At 54.5% G+C, this 13,823-nt stretch carries 16 protein-coding genes and 3 tRNA genes; 9 read left to right on the forward strand and 10 right to left on the reverse strand.

Features of this window, described 5'->3' with window-relative positions:
- Positions 1–15 precede the first annotated feature (15 nt).
- The 3 genes from ACZ5M3_RS10660 to ACZ5M3_RS10670 all read right to left on the reverse strand — a co-directional run bounded on the left by ACZ5M3_RS10660 (position 16) and on the right by ACZ5M3_RS10670 (position 1,017).
- The gene (locus tag ACZ5M3_RS10660; protein WP_167911740.1) at positions 16–264 is read right to left on the reverse strand and encodes a DNA-directed RNA polymerase subunit H; all 249 of its coding nucleotides are present in this window, start codon (positions 262–264) and stop codon (positions 16–18) included.
- A 593-nt stretch (positions 265–857) separates the two neighbouring features.
- Positions 858–935 (reverse strand) — tRNA-Ile (locus ACZ5M3_RS10665).
- Between the two features lie 6 nt (positions 936–941).
- Positions 942–1,017, reverse strand: a tRNA-Asn gene (locus ACZ5M3_RS10670).
- 101 nt (positions 1,018–1,118) lie between these two features.
- Here ACZ5M3_RS10670 and ACZ5M3_RS10675 point away from each other — a divergent pair.
- Positions 1,119–1,195 (forward strand) — tRNA-Thr (locus tag ACZ5M3_RS10675).
- Positions 1,196–1,213: 18 nt separating this feature from the next.
- Here ACZ5M3_RS10675 and ACZ5M3_RS10680 read toward each other — a convergent pair.
- The 4 genes from ACZ5M3_RS10680 to ACZ5M3_RS10695 form a co-directional block, all read right to left on the reverse strand.
- Complete coding sequence (locus tag ACZ5M3_RS10680; RefSeq protein WP_464839542.1) at positions 1,214–1,525, reverse strand: hypothetical protein; 312 nt, start codon at positions 1,523–1,525, stop codon at positions 1,214–1,216.
- Positions 1,526–1,624: 99 nt separating this feature from the next.
- A complete protein-coding gene (gene gcvPB / locus ACZ5M3_RS10685) occupies positions 1,625–3,133 on the reverse strand; it encodes an aminomethyl-transferring glycine dehydrogenase subunit GcvPB (protein WP_464839543.1) in 1,509 nt (502 codons plus the stop codon).
- Positions 3,134–4,474: an aminomethyl-transferring glycine dehydrogenase subunit GcvPA gene (gene gcvPA / locus ACZ5M3_RS10690; RefSeq protein WP_464839544.1), complete on the reverse strand. Its 1,341-nt coding sequence runs from the start codon at positions 4,472–4,474 to the stop codon at positions 3,134–3,136.
- Positions 4,475–4,589: 115 nt separating this feature from the next.
- A complete protein-coding gene (locus ACZ5M3_RS10695; RefSeq protein WP_464839545.1) occupies positions 4,590–5,879 on the reverse strand; it encodes a phospholipase C/P1 nuclease family protein in 1,290 nt (429 codons plus the stop codon).
- Between the two features lie 215 nt (positions 5,880–6,094).
- Here ACZ5M3_RS10695 and ACZ5M3_RS10700 point away from each other — a divergent pair, with 215 nt between their 5' ends.
- Positions 6,095–6,772, forward strand: coding sequence for an HAD family hydrolase (locus tag ACZ5M3_RS10700; RefSeq protein WP_464839546.1), 678 nt, complete (start codon positions 6,095–6,097; stop codon positions 6,770–6,772).
- On the opposite strand, the gene ACZ5M3_RS10705 is transcribed toward ACZ5M3_RS10700, so the two are convergent.
- The gene (locus ACZ5M3_RS10705; RefSeq protein ID WP_464839547.1) at positions 6,764–7,048 is read right to left on the reverse strand and encodes a thioredoxin domain-containing protein; all 285 of its coding nucleotides are present in this window, start codon (positions 7,046–7,048) and stop codon (positions 6,764–6,766) included. The genes ACZ5M3_RS10700 and ACZ5M3_RS10705 overlap by 9 nt on opposite strands.
- Before the next feature lie 91 nt (positions 7,049–7,139).
- Here ACZ5M3_RS10705 and ACZ5M3_RS10710 point away from each other — a divergent pair, with 91 nt between their 5' ends.
- The 6 genes from ACZ5M3_RS10710 to ACZ5M3_RS10735 all read left to right on the forward strand — a co-directional run bounded on the left by ACZ5M3_RS10710 (position 7,140) and on the right by ACZ5M3_RS10735 (position 10,867).
- On the forward strand, positions 7,140–7,820 hold the full coding sequence (locus tag ACZ5M3_RS10710) for a metallophosphoesterase (protein WP_464839548.1): 681 nt from the start codon (positions 7,140–7,142) through the stop codon (positions 7,818–7,820).
- A 46-nt stretch (positions 7,821–7,866) separates the two neighbouring features.
- Complete coding sequence (locus tag ACZ5M3_RS10715) at positions 7,867–8,619, forward strand: hypothetical protein (RefSeq protein WP_464839549.1); 753 nt, start codon at positions 7,867–7,869, stop codon at positions 8,617–8,619.
- Between the two features lie 45 nt (positions 8,620–8,664).
- Positions 8,665–9,372, forward strand: a complete 708-nt coding sequence (locus ACZ5M3_RS10720) for a PrsW family intramembrane metalloprotease (protein ID WP_464839550.1) — start codon at positions 8,665–8,667, stop codon at positions 9,370–9,372.
- A complete protein-coding gene (locus ACZ5M3_RS10725; protein WP_464839551.1) occupies positions 9,369–9,569 on the forward strand; it encodes a hypothetical protein in 201 nt (66 codons plus the stop codon). The genes ACZ5M3_RS10720 and ACZ5M3_RS10725 overlap by 4 nt, the downstream gene beginning before the upstream one ends.
- A gap of 106 nt (positions 9,570–9,675) precedes the next feature.
- On the forward strand, positions 9,676–10,479 hold the full coding sequence (locus ACZ5M3_RS10730; RefSeq protein WP_464839552.1) for a hypothetical protein: 804 nt from the start codon (positions 9,676–9,678) through the stop codon (positions 10,477–10,479).
- A 151-nt stretch (positions 10,480–10,630) separates the two neighbouring features.
- Positions 10,631–10,867, forward strand: coding sequence for a hypothetical protein (locus ACZ5M3_RS10735; protein ID WP_464839553.1), 237 nt, complete (start codon positions 10,631–10,633; stop codon positions 10,865–10,867).
- Positions 10,868–10,889: 22 nt separating this feature from the next.
- Here ACZ5M3_RS10735 and ACZ5M3_RS10740 read toward each other — a convergent pair whose 3' ends face one another.
- On the reverse strand, positions 10,890–11,636 hold the full coding sequence (locus tag ACZ5M3_RS10740) for a glycerophosphodiester phosphodiesterase family protein (protein WP_464840921.1): 747 nt from the start codon (positions 11,634–11,636) through the stop codon (positions 10,890–10,892).
- A complete protein-coding gene (locus tag ACZ5M3_RS10745) occupies positions 11,620–12,357 on the reverse strand; it encodes a glycerophosphodiester phosphodiesterase family protein (protein ID WP_464839554.1) in 738 nt (245 codons plus the stop codon). Before ACZ5M3_RS10745 ends, ACZ5M3_RS10740 begins: the two co-directional genes overlap by 17 nt.
- A gap of 87 nt (positions 12,358–12,444) precedes the next feature.
- Between ACZ5M3_RS10745 and ACZ5M3_RS10750 the strand changes: the two genes are divergently transcribed.
- A complete protein-coding gene (locus ACZ5M3_RS10750) occupies positions 12,445–13,770 on the forward strand; it encodes an SLC45 family MFS transporter (RefSeq protein WP_464840922.1) in 1,326 nt (441 codons plus the stop codon).
- Positions 13,771–13,823: the final 53 nt, after the last annotated feature.

Genomic DNA, 13,823 nt, shown 5'->3' on the forward strand with positions numbered 1-13,823 from the left:
TCTCACCTCGCAGAATCAGTCCTCAACCACCAGGCGGTAGTAGTAATAGTAGCCCGCCGTCGGGCTCTTTCTCTTAATCTCAAGAACGTCACCGGGCTTTGCGCCCAGGGCCACCACAGCCGGGTCTGAAGCCTTGATCTGCGGAAGCTGGGAAATCCTAATTCTGTATCTCCTGAGGAGCTCCTCTTTCTCCTCCTCGCTGAGTATTCTGTGCTCAGGAACCAGCTCGTGAGTGAATATATCAAATTCTTTTTTCGCCGCCACCGAGAATTGCCCCCTTAACATTTTTTAAGAACGATTATCACTACCTCCCACCTGCGGGTTTCGGTATATAAGCTTTTCGAGTGATAACTCGCCCGCAGGGGTTTATATCGGTTACGAAAAGTTTAAGAACCGTTTTCCATGCCGAAAATCTACGCTGATGCACTGTTATGTTCACCTTTACTGGGAAAGCCTTATAAATGGTCAGCACGGGTTCGAGGTTCGAACTCAACGGGAAATGGCCGAACGCCTGAAATCCGTTGGAGTTTTGATGTTGTTCTGTGGAATAACTTGTTATTGTGTCCCATTTGGTGAAATTTGTTGTCATATTCGCTCAAAATATGGGCAAAATCTGGTCAGTTTTTTGAGAAAAATGGGGGATAACCTGGGCTCTAAATCCAGAACATGGGGATGTATTGGCTTATTTTGGCTGGCGGCCAGACTTTATTCCCTGATTGCAGGAGATCTGGAAACTGTGGGACTCGTCAGACATTGCAGCCCGACACTGCCTCCTTAGAACTAAAAACGATATCAAGCTTGGCCGATTGGGTGTACTGCCAGCTTTTGATCGAAACTTTCGCTAGAAGAGTTTCTTGTGGTGGGCCCGGGGGGCTTTGAACCCCCGACCACGCGGTTATGAGCCGCGCGCTCTGACCAGGCTGAGCTACGGGCCCACGATATGGCGCCGCCGCCCGGACTCGAACCGGGGACCGCCGGATTAACAGTCCGGCGCTCTACCGACTAAGCTACGGCGGCACGACCCAATGTAGGGAATACAGGGGGGATTTATAAAACTTACGGTGATGCCTTGGTGCAAGAGAAAACTTTATATTAGCCCCCGTTGCTCTTAAAACCGTGCCCCGGTAGCCTAGCCTGGCGGGGCGGCGGACTTGTAATCCGCCGGTCGCGGGTTCAAATCCCGCCCGGGGCTCCAGCGTTCATCTCCATGTGCCTAGCCCGAATCATTCTCTGGTATGGCTGTTCTATGAACCAGCCACGCCATATAACCGTCGTGAACGTAGGCCTCTATCAAGCGGAGACCGCTTTCAATTATCTCCCTCACAAGAAGGTGTTTTTTAACGCGGCCGCGAAGGATGTCTTCGTTTAGATCCCTGGGAAGTTCCTCACTCACAGGCAGAAAACCGTCATTTAGATAAATGCCAACGAGTCTGCCGGCCTTTAGAAGAAACCCCCTGATAGGGACCTCGTACTCCGAGACGTTCTCCGGCAGAAAACCAGCATCATTCCACATTATCGCTTTCATTTTCGGGCACCAAAATATTATTCGGCGCCTAAGACTTATTAGGATTTCTGCTTAAAAATAAGTAAATTCCGGAGGTAAAAGTTTGAAAAGATGTAAAAATCAGATATCAACCTCTCCCTTCTTTTTCAGCTCCCTGTACATGCGCCAGGTTATTATTGGTCTTTTGGCGGCCAGGACATCGTCCACCCTCTTCACTGCTGTGTTGTGGGGAGCGCTCTTGACGACCTCTGGGTTGCTGTAGGCTTCCTCACTTATCCTCTTCAGGGCATCGACGTAGGCGTCGAGCTCCTCCCTGCTAACAGTTTCGGTAGGCTCTATCATGAGCGCCTCGTGCACTATCAGCGGGAAGTAGATGGTCGGCGCATGGAGGCCGAAGTCGAGGAGCCTCTTCGCCACGTCAAGGGCCCTGACTCCCGTCTCCTTCTTCATAGGCTCGGCGCTGAACACAACCTCGTGCTTCCTGAGCTCCTTGTGGGGCAGCTCGTAGCCCCTGGTCCCCTTCAGCTTCTGGGTGAGGTAGTTTGCGTTGAGCACCGCTATCTCGCTGACCTCCCTGAGGCCCTCTCTCCCCATTATCTTGAGGTACGTTAAGGCCCTCACCATCACGGCGAAGTTGCCGTAGAGCTCCTTGACCTTGCCGATGCTCTTCGGCACGTTGTAGTCGAGGTAGTAGCGGTCGTTTTCTTCGTCATAACCGACGAGAGGGACAGGAAGGTAGTCCTTGAGGAATTCCTTAACACCAACAGGCCCGCTTCCCGGACCACCTCCGCCGTGCGGGGTCGAGAATGTCTTGTGGAGGTTGAGGTGCACGACGTCGAAGCCCATATCTCCAGGCCGCACCTTTCCGAGGACGGCGTTGAGGTTTGCCCCGTCGTAGTAGAGAAGTCCCCCGGCCTTGTGGACTATCTTCGCTATCTCCAGTATCTCGTCCTCGAAGATGCCGAGGGTGTTGGGGTTTGTCAGCATCAGTCCTGCCGTCCTCTCGCTCACGGCGTTCTCCAGAGCCTCAAGGTCAACGGTTCCGTTCTCGTTGGAGGGTATCTCGACGACCTTGAAGCCCGCCATTGCCGCACTCGCGGGGTTCGTTCCGTGGGCAGAATCCGGCACGAGCATCTCCGTCCTCTGGGTGTCCCCCCTGTCGAGGTGGTAGGCGCGGATTATCATGACCCCTGTGAACTCCCCGTTAGCTCCGGCCGCTGGCTGGAGGGTGAAGCGGTCCATGCCGGTTATCTCTTTGAGCCACCCCTCCAGCTCCCACATTATCTTGAGCGCTCCCTGGACGGTTCTCCCGTCCTGGTAGGGGTGGATGTAAGCCACTCCCGGATGGCCGGCCATCTCCTCGTTGATCTTGGGGTTGTACTTCATGGTGCACGAGCCGAGGGGATAGATGCCGTTATCGACGCCGTAGTTCATCTCGCTCAGGCGCGTGTAGTGCTTGACCACCTCAGGCTCGCTCAGCTCGGGGAGGTTGAGCGAGCTCTTTCTTTTCAGCTTCTCGGGAATCTCGACGCTGACGTCTTCAATGGGCTGTGGCATGGTGTAGCCAACCCTTCCCTCGCGGGAAAGCTCGAAGATGAGCGGTTCGCTCCACTTAGCCTGACGGAACATTCAGGCCACCTCCTTTAGGGCCTCTATGAGTGCATCGACCCACTCTTTTCTCGTCGTTTCTGTGGCTGCAAAGAGAGCACCCTCTCCCAGCTCCGGGAAGTGCTCTCCTACGTAGTAGCCGCCGTGGATGTTCCTCTCAAGAAGGGCCTCATGTATCTCCCTGTAGGGCTTTTCGAACCTCACAAGAACGTCCTTGAAATTAATCCCCTCGAAGGGAATCTCGGCGATCTCTCCCAGGCGCTTCTTGAGGTAGGCGGTGTTCTTGAGGATGACCTCTCCGAGCTCCCGGAGACCCTTCGGGCCAAGGGTCGCAAGGTGTATCGCCGCGGCAACCGCCACCAGGGCCTCGTTTGAACAGATGTTCGAAGTCGCCTTGGCGCGTCTTATGTGCTGCTCCCTGGTCTGGAGGGTCATGACGAAGGCCTTCTTCCCCTCGGCGTCTTTCGTCATTCCGATTATCCTCCCTGGCATCTGCCTTATCAGCTTCCTGTCATTTCTGACGGCGAATATTCCGGCTCTGGGGCCACCGAAGTTCATCGGGCTTCCAAAGTATGCGGCCTCTCCGACGACAATGTCGGCTCCAAGCTCGCCGGGTGCTTCAACTATGCCGAGGATAGTTGGGTCGACACCGACGACAAACAGTGCCCCGGCATCATGGGCTATCTCGCCGATCTCCCTGATGTTCTCCTCCAGAAGACCGAAGAAGTTGGGGATCTCGACGTAGACGCCAGCGGCTCCATCAGCGACTTCCTTGAGCTTTTCGATACTGACCTGCCCTCCTTCGTTCCAGTCGATGTACTCAATCCGGAGTCCGGGCCCGGCAGTATAGGTTTCGAGAACCCTCTTTTTCTCCGGGCTGAGTGCCCTGGGGACTACGAACTTGCTCTTTCGGGTCACCCTGGCACTCATCAAAGCCGCTTCGGCCATAGCCGTCCCCCAGTCGTACATGGAGGAGTTCACGATCGGCAGACCAACAAGCTCGGCTATGAGGCTCTGGTATTCAAAGAGAGCCTGGAGCATGCCCTGGCTTATCTCGGGCTGGTAGGGAGTGTAGGACGTGAGAAATTCACTCCTCTCTATGATGTACTTGACGTGTGCCGGAACGTAGTGGAAGTACGTACCCGCACCGAGGAAGCTGGGCATCTCGAGGACGGTTTTGTTTTTGGATAGAATTTCGCTGAGCTCAAGAAATACCTCATACTCGCTCTTTCCCTCGGGAAGGTTGAACTCTTTGACCATTCCCCTGGGGACGTCCGAAAAGAGCTCCTCGACCGAAGTGAACCCGATCTCCCGGGCGAGCTCCTCCTTATGCGCGGCGTTAGGGAGGTAGTGCCTTCCCATGCTTATCACCCTCTGAACTTTAAGACAGTCGTGGAAAATAGGGCCGGCATTGTTATATGCTTTGTGCCGCAGGGGGTGGGGGAATAAATTCAGAAAAAGTTGGAATAAAAAAGAATCAGCCTGTAATGCCGACGTCCTCGAAGAACTTCTCCATCAGGCCTGCGAGCAGTCTGATGTCGTACTGCATGGTCTCGTAGACGGCCCACTGGACCTTGCTGTACTCCCTCCCGTCGAGGGTCTTGAAGCCGCTCGGCGCGTTGACGTCGAAGTTCGCGTGGAGCTCAATGTTTCTGATGGCCCAGCCGTCCACGTCGCTGTCCAGCCACGCGGTGCCGTCAACGTGGGTGTAGATGTAGACGGTGTCCCCGGGGACGGTGACGCTGGTGTCGACGAGCGGGTTCGGATCCTGGGCGTACCTCGCTATGAGGTTCCAGTTCTTGTCGTAGATCTCGACGTAGCCGAGGGTCTTGAAGTAGGCGTTCTGCATATCTATGTCCTTGAAGACCAGGGTTATTGAGCTGGCACCCTTGAACTCAAGCTTGAGGACGCTCCAGTCCCCCTTTCTGAGGGTTCTCGTCCAGAAGTAGCTTCCAAGGTGCCCCCATTCGCTCCACAGGTTTATGTCCTTCCCGGTGGAATAGAGCATGTACCTCCACGAGTTGTGGGCGGCGAGGTCGGCGTAGGCCCAGGCGACGCCGTTCGAGAGGCTCATGTGTCCGTTCTCGTTGTCCGTAAGGTATATGTCGTAGCCCTGTATGAACCTGGCCTTCTCCTGGGGTATCTGCCACCACTTTATCGGGGTCAGATCGAGCGGGACACGGTTGTTGAGGATATCGTCCGCGACCGTTGGTGAGACTTGATTCTCAACGAAGTCGTGGGCGTTCTCCACGTACTTCTCCTGCTCAAGATCCTCGAAGAGGTGGGGCGTCTGGTGGCCTATGAGCATGCCCTGGTCTTCGATTATGTGGAGCGCCCTGCCGAGGTAGTACATCGCCCCGGCCCTGTCGCCCTGCTTCCAGAGCTGGACGGCCTTTTCGTAGAGCCTCTGGACCATGTCGGCGGCGGAGGTGTCCGGGTCGCCGAGAAGGGCGACGGTGAACAGCTCGGCATGGTCCATGGGGTCAAGGAAGTGGTACTGGCTCTGTATCGTGTACGTTTTGCCCCCTACCTCTATGCTCCCGCCAGTCCAGTCCTCATCGTACGCCCCGTAGAGGAGCTGATCCCTGTACTGCATGAGGATCGCACCGAGCTGGGGGTTGTCGTTGTAGACTGCCTCAATCGCCTTGTAGGTCAGCCTCTGGTGGACGTTCATCGGGTCGTCAAGGTTTGGCCCGTTGGTGGGCCATGCCGCGACCAGCCCGGACACGGCCAAGAGCACTATCATCACGGACAGAACCTTCTTCATTTTACCTCCCTCCAACAGGTTGCAGATTTTTTTGAGGTTGGAAGAATTTAAAACTCTTTTGAATTACTTAAGTTACAACATCATCCGCTATCCAAGTCGAAAGTGTCGTCCAAAGCGGCAGTATTTACCAAATGTGGTATTTCCTGCTCGCGAACTGGAGCCTAAAAAAGGCAAGATTTAAAGACAGAGGAGAAAACGTACCGGGGGGGTTACGTATGATAATCGCCTTCGACTTCGATGGGACACTGGCCGACACCTATTCGTGCATAGAGGAAGCCTTCAAAAGGGCCCTGGAGAGACGCTATCGCTGGCTTCCCTTCAAGGGCCTCTGGGCCAAGGCACTCACCAGGATCGAGAACTACTTTGAGAGGCCAGCCTTTGGAAGCCACAGGAAGACCTCAAAGCCCCCGTTCTTCCTGAGGACAAAGTTTTTTGAAACCTGGTTCGAGGAAAGGGCGAAGCTAACCAAGCCCCTCGATGACGCCCCCGAGCTGCTCAAAAGGCTCAAGGAGGAAGGCCACACGGTTATCTCGTTCTCGGCCGAGGACTTCATTGAGGGGATGAAGGTTCGCAGGCTCAAGGAGATGGGGATCTACGACCTCTTTGACGACGTTATCGTCTTCGGACGTGAGATGACGATAGACGAGGCCTTCAGGAAGGTCCGGGAAAAGTACGGAGACGATATATTTGTGTGGGTGGACGACAAACCCTGGCGCTTCATAGGTCACGGGGACGAAAACACGGAGTATGTGTGGTACTACTTCCCCTTCAGCGCCAAGTTCGTTGAGAAGAACCGCGAGAGGCTCGCTCTGATACCGCACCTGCACGTGATACGGGATCTGTGGAGCCTATTCGACGTGATAGAGAGGATAAAGCAGGAGCGCTCATCCTGAGTCCGCGTTGGTGTACTCAAGTGTGTCCTCAATGAACTCGTCGTATGTCTCTCCATCCACCTCTTCAATCTCTACCTTGAACTCTCCGCCCAGTGCCCACCTTATGGCGACTTCTCCCCTCTCAGTTTCAGCCACTATCAGGCCGAAGGGCAGGTCACCCGCCCAGTGATGTTTTGAGAACCCGATGGAAAAACCCCTTCTTTCAAGCTCGCTGAGCACGAGCTGGTATGTCTTAGCGGGTCCGTGGGGGCTCCTTGCGAAACCAATGTAGGGCATTTCTACTCACCACTGTTCCTTTAATGGACAGATTTAAAACCTTTTCGGTTGCCCTAACAAAGTTTAAAAGCCGGAGTTCAAACTCCAGCACATGAGACCCGTGCCGCTTCCTGGGAAGGTGCTGAAACTCGGAAACACCCTGGTCGTAGCCGACCTCCATCTCGGCTACGAGGTCAGCATGGCGAGGGAGGGCTTCTACCTGCCGAGGGTCTTCCATGAGGTAGTTGGGAAGCTAAAATCTCTCATAGAGCGGGAGAAGCCAAGGGTCTTTGTCGTGGACGGCGATCTGAAGCACTCCTTTGTGCCCGAATGGAGGGAGAGGGAAGAGCTGAAGGCGTTCGTTGAGGAGATACTGCCCCGGGTTAATGAACTCATCCTGGTGAGGGGGAACCACGACGTTGGGACGCTCTGGCTCAGGGAGCTGGGTGTTGAGGTCGTGGATGAACTCGAGGTGGGGAAGTGGAAGCTGGTTCACGGTCATAGACTCGTCGATGGAGAGCGCTTTATAATAGGGCATGAACACCCCTCAATACGGCTCCGCGATGAGGTGGGGGCGCTGGTCAAGGTTCCCACCTTCCTGATGGGCGAGAGGCTGATAGTTCTTCCCGCCTTCAGCCCCTGGGCGTACGGAAACGACGTCCTCAGGGAGATAGTCTCACCGTTCCTCCGCGAGTATGACCTGTCCGATGCCAGAGTATTGGTCCCTCTGGAGGACGAACTCCTGGACTTCGGCAGGCTGGGTGATTTGAGCAGGATTTTGGGTTCACTTTGATGCCAACCTTTTAATACCGGGAGCTGAACTATTCTCGGGTGATGGAATGAGGAAGGAATACTTGGGAATCATCGGTGTGCTGCTCGTTCTCACGGTTCTTGTGTCTGGGTGTATCTCCCCGGGGGGAAGCAACCCGACGACAACCACGACCAAAAACATGCCTTTTACAAAGGAGCAGCTTGAGAGTGCCGTTGCTGGAATAAAAAGCTATGAATACATTATGGACGTCAAAACGTACAACGGAACCAATCTTACAGCAACGCTCTACTCCAGGGTCTCCATAGACAAGGAAAACGAGATGAAATCGTCAATCACCGTTGCCAACAGAACCGGAAAGCTTGTCTATGCAGTATATTACTACACGACTAAGGCCGGATTTGTCACGCTGACCAACAAGAGCGGACTTGTGAACTGGCAGTTCTCATGCTATGAGACCGGTAATGGGCCCGAGGTGAACTCGACCCTCCTCGATAACCTCTGGAAGGACTTCCCCCTCGAAAACGCAACGGTTACAACCGATGGGGACTACTACATCATCACCGTTAACCACACCATCTGGAGCGAAACGGGAAATGAAAAGGACTACAGCGGCACGGTAACTGTAAAGCTGACCAAGGATCTCGTCCCTGTTGAGATGCTCCAGAAGGCATACTACAAGAAAGACGACGAACGCTGGGTCGATGAGATTAGAATAGAGATAACCAGCGTCAATTCGGCTTCCGTGGAACCTCCCCAGCCCCTCGTGGATTATCTGAAAGGCCAGGGACTCGACATAGATGAGCTTCTTGGCAGATGCTAAACCTTTAAATTTTCAGCCCCCAATTTTCTTTTGGTGAAGTGACGTATGGACTTCCTGAGTGCAATAGTGTTCTTTGCATATGCTCCCGCTCTGGTGATACTCTGGTACTTCTACCACGCCGATAGATACGAGCCCGAGCCGAGAAAGTACGTGGTGGGGACGTTCATACTTGGAGGGACACTTTCCGTTGGAATCGCCTATTTCCTGGAGAGTGTCCTTACCCTCGGTGGCATCGTGCAGCCAGTCCTCCCACTGACGGCGTTTTACGTTGCCCTCGTGGCAGGAATCGTTGAGGAGCCTGCCAAGGCGCTGGCAATAAGGTGGCCCTTCAAAGCGGGGCAGATGGACGGCATAATGGACGGCCTCGTTTACGGTGTCGCGGCAGGCCTGGGGTTTGCCGCCACAGAGAACTTTCTCTACGGCCTGGGATACGGCGTCTCGGTGACCATTGTGAGGGCCTTCCTGACGCCATTCGCGCACGGTGCGTGGAGTGCGGTCATAGGTGTTGGCTATGGTATGAAGGCCGAGGGCAAGATAACCTCCGTCAAGCCATACTTCCTCCTCGCGATGCTTCTCCACTTCATCTGGGACTACTACGCCTTTCTGAGCCGCGAGGTGCCCGCGTACAACATAATCCTGATACTGCTGATACTCGTGAACCTTGCGATACTCCGCTACTTCATGATAATGGGCCAGGCAGAGGACGTTGGCAGGCTGTGGTACTACTGGTTCAAAAGGAGGGATGAGATGTGAAGCTGGAGGATGCCCTGTTCGAGGCGAGGCCCTACGTGGAGTACTACGAGAAGCTTGAGAATCTCGTGAGACGCCTCTGGGAGGAATCCACAGATGAAGCGAATTTTCTTCAGCTTCTCAACGAGGAGATAGAGCGCGCGGAAGAGCCGTTTAGGACAGATCTCAGGATATTCCTCCAGAAGTTTGAGGCACTCTGAACTTTCCACTTTTTGCTAACTTTTCTAAATAGTGTGCAAAATCTGAATAGGAAAAGTATTTAAACCTACTCGTGGATATTCTGATGAGACCACGGGGGGTAGTACCATGAAGAGGGTCACTGCACTTCTGCTGGTTGGCCTTATAGTACTGGCAAGCGGATGTATTGGGGAGAACGTTGGTCTGACCAGGGATAAGGTCCTGAAGGCTCTGAACGACATTGAGACTGCCAGATACGACCAGAACTTTTCGATTGCCATGCACTTCAAGGAGCCGGTAACCAACAGGACAATCAATATGACGATGTCGGGCCGCGTTCTTGGAATGTTCAACAGAACCAGCGGCCTTGAAGTGGGAAACATGACAATGAACATGCACACGATGGGAATGAACATCACCTTCAACTGGCCGTACTTCGTCAACGGCACCTTCGTGTACTTCAGAGTTGACGGAAAATGGTACAACGTCTCCAATAATAATGACCTCTACACCCAGGCGAGGGGCTCACTCAACGTCGACTATATCGAGAGCCTCCTGAAGATGAAGAACGTGACCATCAAGAAGCTGGCCGATGGCTACGCCTTCCGCGTCAACGTTACCTTCTGGGAGTTCGTTAACGCCACCAACCAGACCGGCTACCTCAACGAGGCCTGGGGCAGCCTCCCCGGCGACGTCACCGCGGACACGAAATCCGGGTGGATCGAGGTTCACCTCCGGGACGATGGGACTCCCGTCTTCATAGAGACGTACATGGACGTCGTGATGAGAATAACGGGGATCTCCGAGAAACCGGTGGAGGCTCGCATGACCGTTCACAATGAGGTCAGGCTCTCGGACGTGAACAAGCAGGTGCTGATACAGGTTCCCTCGGAAATAAAGAACGCCGGCGACTTTGATGAGATTTTCTGGTGACGGCCTCCGCTGTTAGTTCTTCCCTTTTTATTGTCTGCCCTTGAAAACCCGCTCCATAAAGAACAGGATTCCCAGCAAGAGGCCCCACGTTGCCAGCAAGCCGAAGAGATTATGAAGCCTTCAGGTGTGTAAGAGGGCTCCCGCCTGCGCCATGATATTCAGCTCCCAATCCGAGTGGACGTGGTACGTGACGATGACTCTCCCGGCGGGCTCGCGGAGGTACGGCTCCGTTACGTTGTGCTCTTCAAGCTCCTCCGTGGAGTCCCCAAGATTGAAATCCAGGGTCAGCCGGGGAGGAGGGACGTACCTCACCGGAGATACCATTGCAGAGGCCACCATCAGGACGATGGCCGCGAGAACGAGGAGCGGGCCCCACCATATGGAGTAAAAGAGGAGAACCTTAAAAGGCTTTACCTGAGTCCAATGGTTTTGAGATACCCCAGCATTCTTTCCACATCGTTCGCTATCACGACTTCGAACAGCCCTTTGAGCTTGGCCAGGTTGTCGTCTTTGTAGAACAGGACGTCGTTTTCGGTCCAGAGCACCACCCTGAGGCCGAGGGAGCGTGCCCATCCAATCGCCTGCACAGTCTTCTCGAAGCCTATTATGGGTATCGCCTCCATTGGCACGTTTATCGACCAGAGGTCGAGCTCCGCCTTCAGCTTTGGAATCAGCGGAACGACCTCTTCGCGGTCTATGAGGAGGCCCATCACGGTGTCCCTGTCGTGCTTCCGGTACTCCCTGAGTGCTTCTATGATGAAGGACGATACCATGACCCTCTCCGGGTTGTTCTCGGCCACGATTTTGGCAACTTCCCTAGCCGTGTCGGGGTCTTTGAGCTCGATGTTGACCAGAGCGTCCCGGGGGAGGACTTCAAAGACTTCCTCAAGCGTTGGGATTTTCTCCCCCATTCCAATATCCGCCTTCTTGAGGTCTTCCAGCGTCATGTCCTTCTGTCTTCCGTTCATGTTGCTCGTCCTGTCGATGCTCTCGTCGTGCATGACGATGACCTTTCCGTCCCTAGTCAGCCACACGTCCAGTTCGATTCCATCCGCGCCGGCTTCAATGGCCTTCCCGAAGGCCAGGAGGCTGTTCTCTGGATAGGCACTCATATAGCCCCTGTGTCCGAGGACGATAACACTACTGCGTTCCCACATGTACATCGCCTCCCTCTGGTAGACCTCCGACGTAAAAACTTTTCCTCAACCTTGCGGGATCATCGGAGATAATGGCGTCGGCCAGAGGCAGCAGTCTCGGAACCCAGACCCTTTCGTCCATCCGGTAGTTCCACATGTAAACCCTCAGCCCGTGCCGCCTGAGGGCCCGCAAAAGAACCACCAGCGGCCGGTAACCGATGTATGAGACCGCGTCTATCGGCACGTGGACTGAGGTTACTTCCCTGAGGCGCGGTATCCATAGAACCGAGGAATATCCGACTATTGAGAGCCCCACCCTGCATCCCGGGCACTCCCTGAGGATGGCTCTGACTATCTCCGGGCTCTCCGAAGAGAACACGGTGTTTTCAGTGGCCCGATGTCTTTCGACGAGTCTGATTGTGCTCCCAACGGCATCGATCTCCTTGATGTCAGCGTTAAGAAGAGCCCCTGGAAATGAGCGCAGAACTTCCTTGACCGTTGGGACCAGGTTTCCCAGTGGGTGCAGTCTCCTCAGCTCCCTCAAGCTCAGCGCCCTTAGCCTGTACCGCGAGCCGTTTACATGAAAGGAACAGCCATGGTGGATCACGGGCTTCCCATCTCCGGTCATCCTGACGTCGAATTCTATCCCATCTGCGTATCTGAGCGCCCTCCTGAATGCCGGGAGAGTGTTTTCGAGCCTTCCCCTGCACCCTCTGTGCCCCAAGATGCTTGGTCTTCCCATCCCCGGTCCCTAATCACCTGAAGACCGAAAATCCTTATAAGCTAAGCGGTTTAGTTCATTGGAGACTAAAATAGTAGGGTGATGAACATGGTGGAGTTCAAGTACAGCAGGATATTCCTCCTCGGTTTCGGCTTCTTTGGGATAAGCATAATATGGGCATTGTACAACGCCTACGTGCCGATATTCCTGCAGGACACTTTCCACCTCAGCAAAACAGTGACCGGCTTCATAATGACCATCGACAACCTGTTCGCGGTTCTGCTGCTCCCCTTCCTGGGCGCGCTGAGCGACATGACGCGGACAAGGTTGGGGCGCAGAAAGCCCTACATACTCCTTGGGGCGCCCTCCGCCGCGATAATGTTTGCGCTCATACCGGTTTCAAGGATGTATGAGAGCCTTGCCCTCTTCATGGGAACGATAATCTTCATGAACTTCTTCATGGCGCTGTTCCGCTCCCCGGTTGTTGCGTTCATGCCCGACATAACCCCGAGTGAAAAGAGAAGCCAGGCCAACGGGATAATAAACTTTATGGGTGGCCTCGGAGCTTTGCTCGCCTACTTCGGCGGCAAGGCCCTCTACGACATGAACTATGCCTACCCGTTCTACTTCGGTGCAGCGATAATGCTCCTCGCCAACCTCCTCGTTGTTCTCTTCGTCCCCGAGCCGGAAGAGTACCGCGTTCCTGGAAAGAAGCTCAATATACGAAAACTCTTGGCGGAAACATCCCACAAGAGCTTCGGCGAGCTCAAGGAGAACCTTAAGGACGTCTTCGCCAGTCACGAGAGGAGCCTACTCGCGATACTTTTGGCCATATTCCTCTGGTTCATAGCCTTCAACTCCCTGGAAACCTTCTTCACAAGCTATGCCAAGTACTACCTCGGCATCGAGGAGAGCACCGGCGCGTTCATGCTCGGCCTGTTTTCCCTCAGTTTCATGATCTTTGCAATTCCCGCCGGTTTCATCGGCGCCAGACTGGGCAGGAGGCGGACGATAACGCTCGGACTAATAGTGATAGTCGCAATACTCATAGCGGCCTACCTTGTTGGAGAGGGTCAGAAGCCTGAATCCAGCGCCTTAACGGATCCGGTCGTGATGACCTTCATGGGGCTGTTCTTCGTGGGCGGCATGGGCTGGGCCATGGTCAACGTGAACTCCCTGCCGATGGTAGTCGACATGACCACCGAGGAGAAGCTTGGCGGCTACACGGGGCTCTACTACTTCTTCAGCCAGGCGGCGAACTTGGTTGCACCTCCGCTGGCAGGGGCCTTCCTTGACCTCATCGGATACAGGACGCTGATACCGTTCTCGATAGCCTTCTTCGTCCTGTCGGCAGTAGCGATGCAGTTCGTCAGGCGTGGAGACATCGTCCGGCGTAAGGGTGACATACTGGACTACGTTCCGGATATGGACTAAAATTCTTTCATTTTTTGTCCTTTTTAGCCCGTTGAACCGAAAAAGTAAAAACT

It is taken from the genome of Thermococcus coalescens (assembly GCF_055392585.1).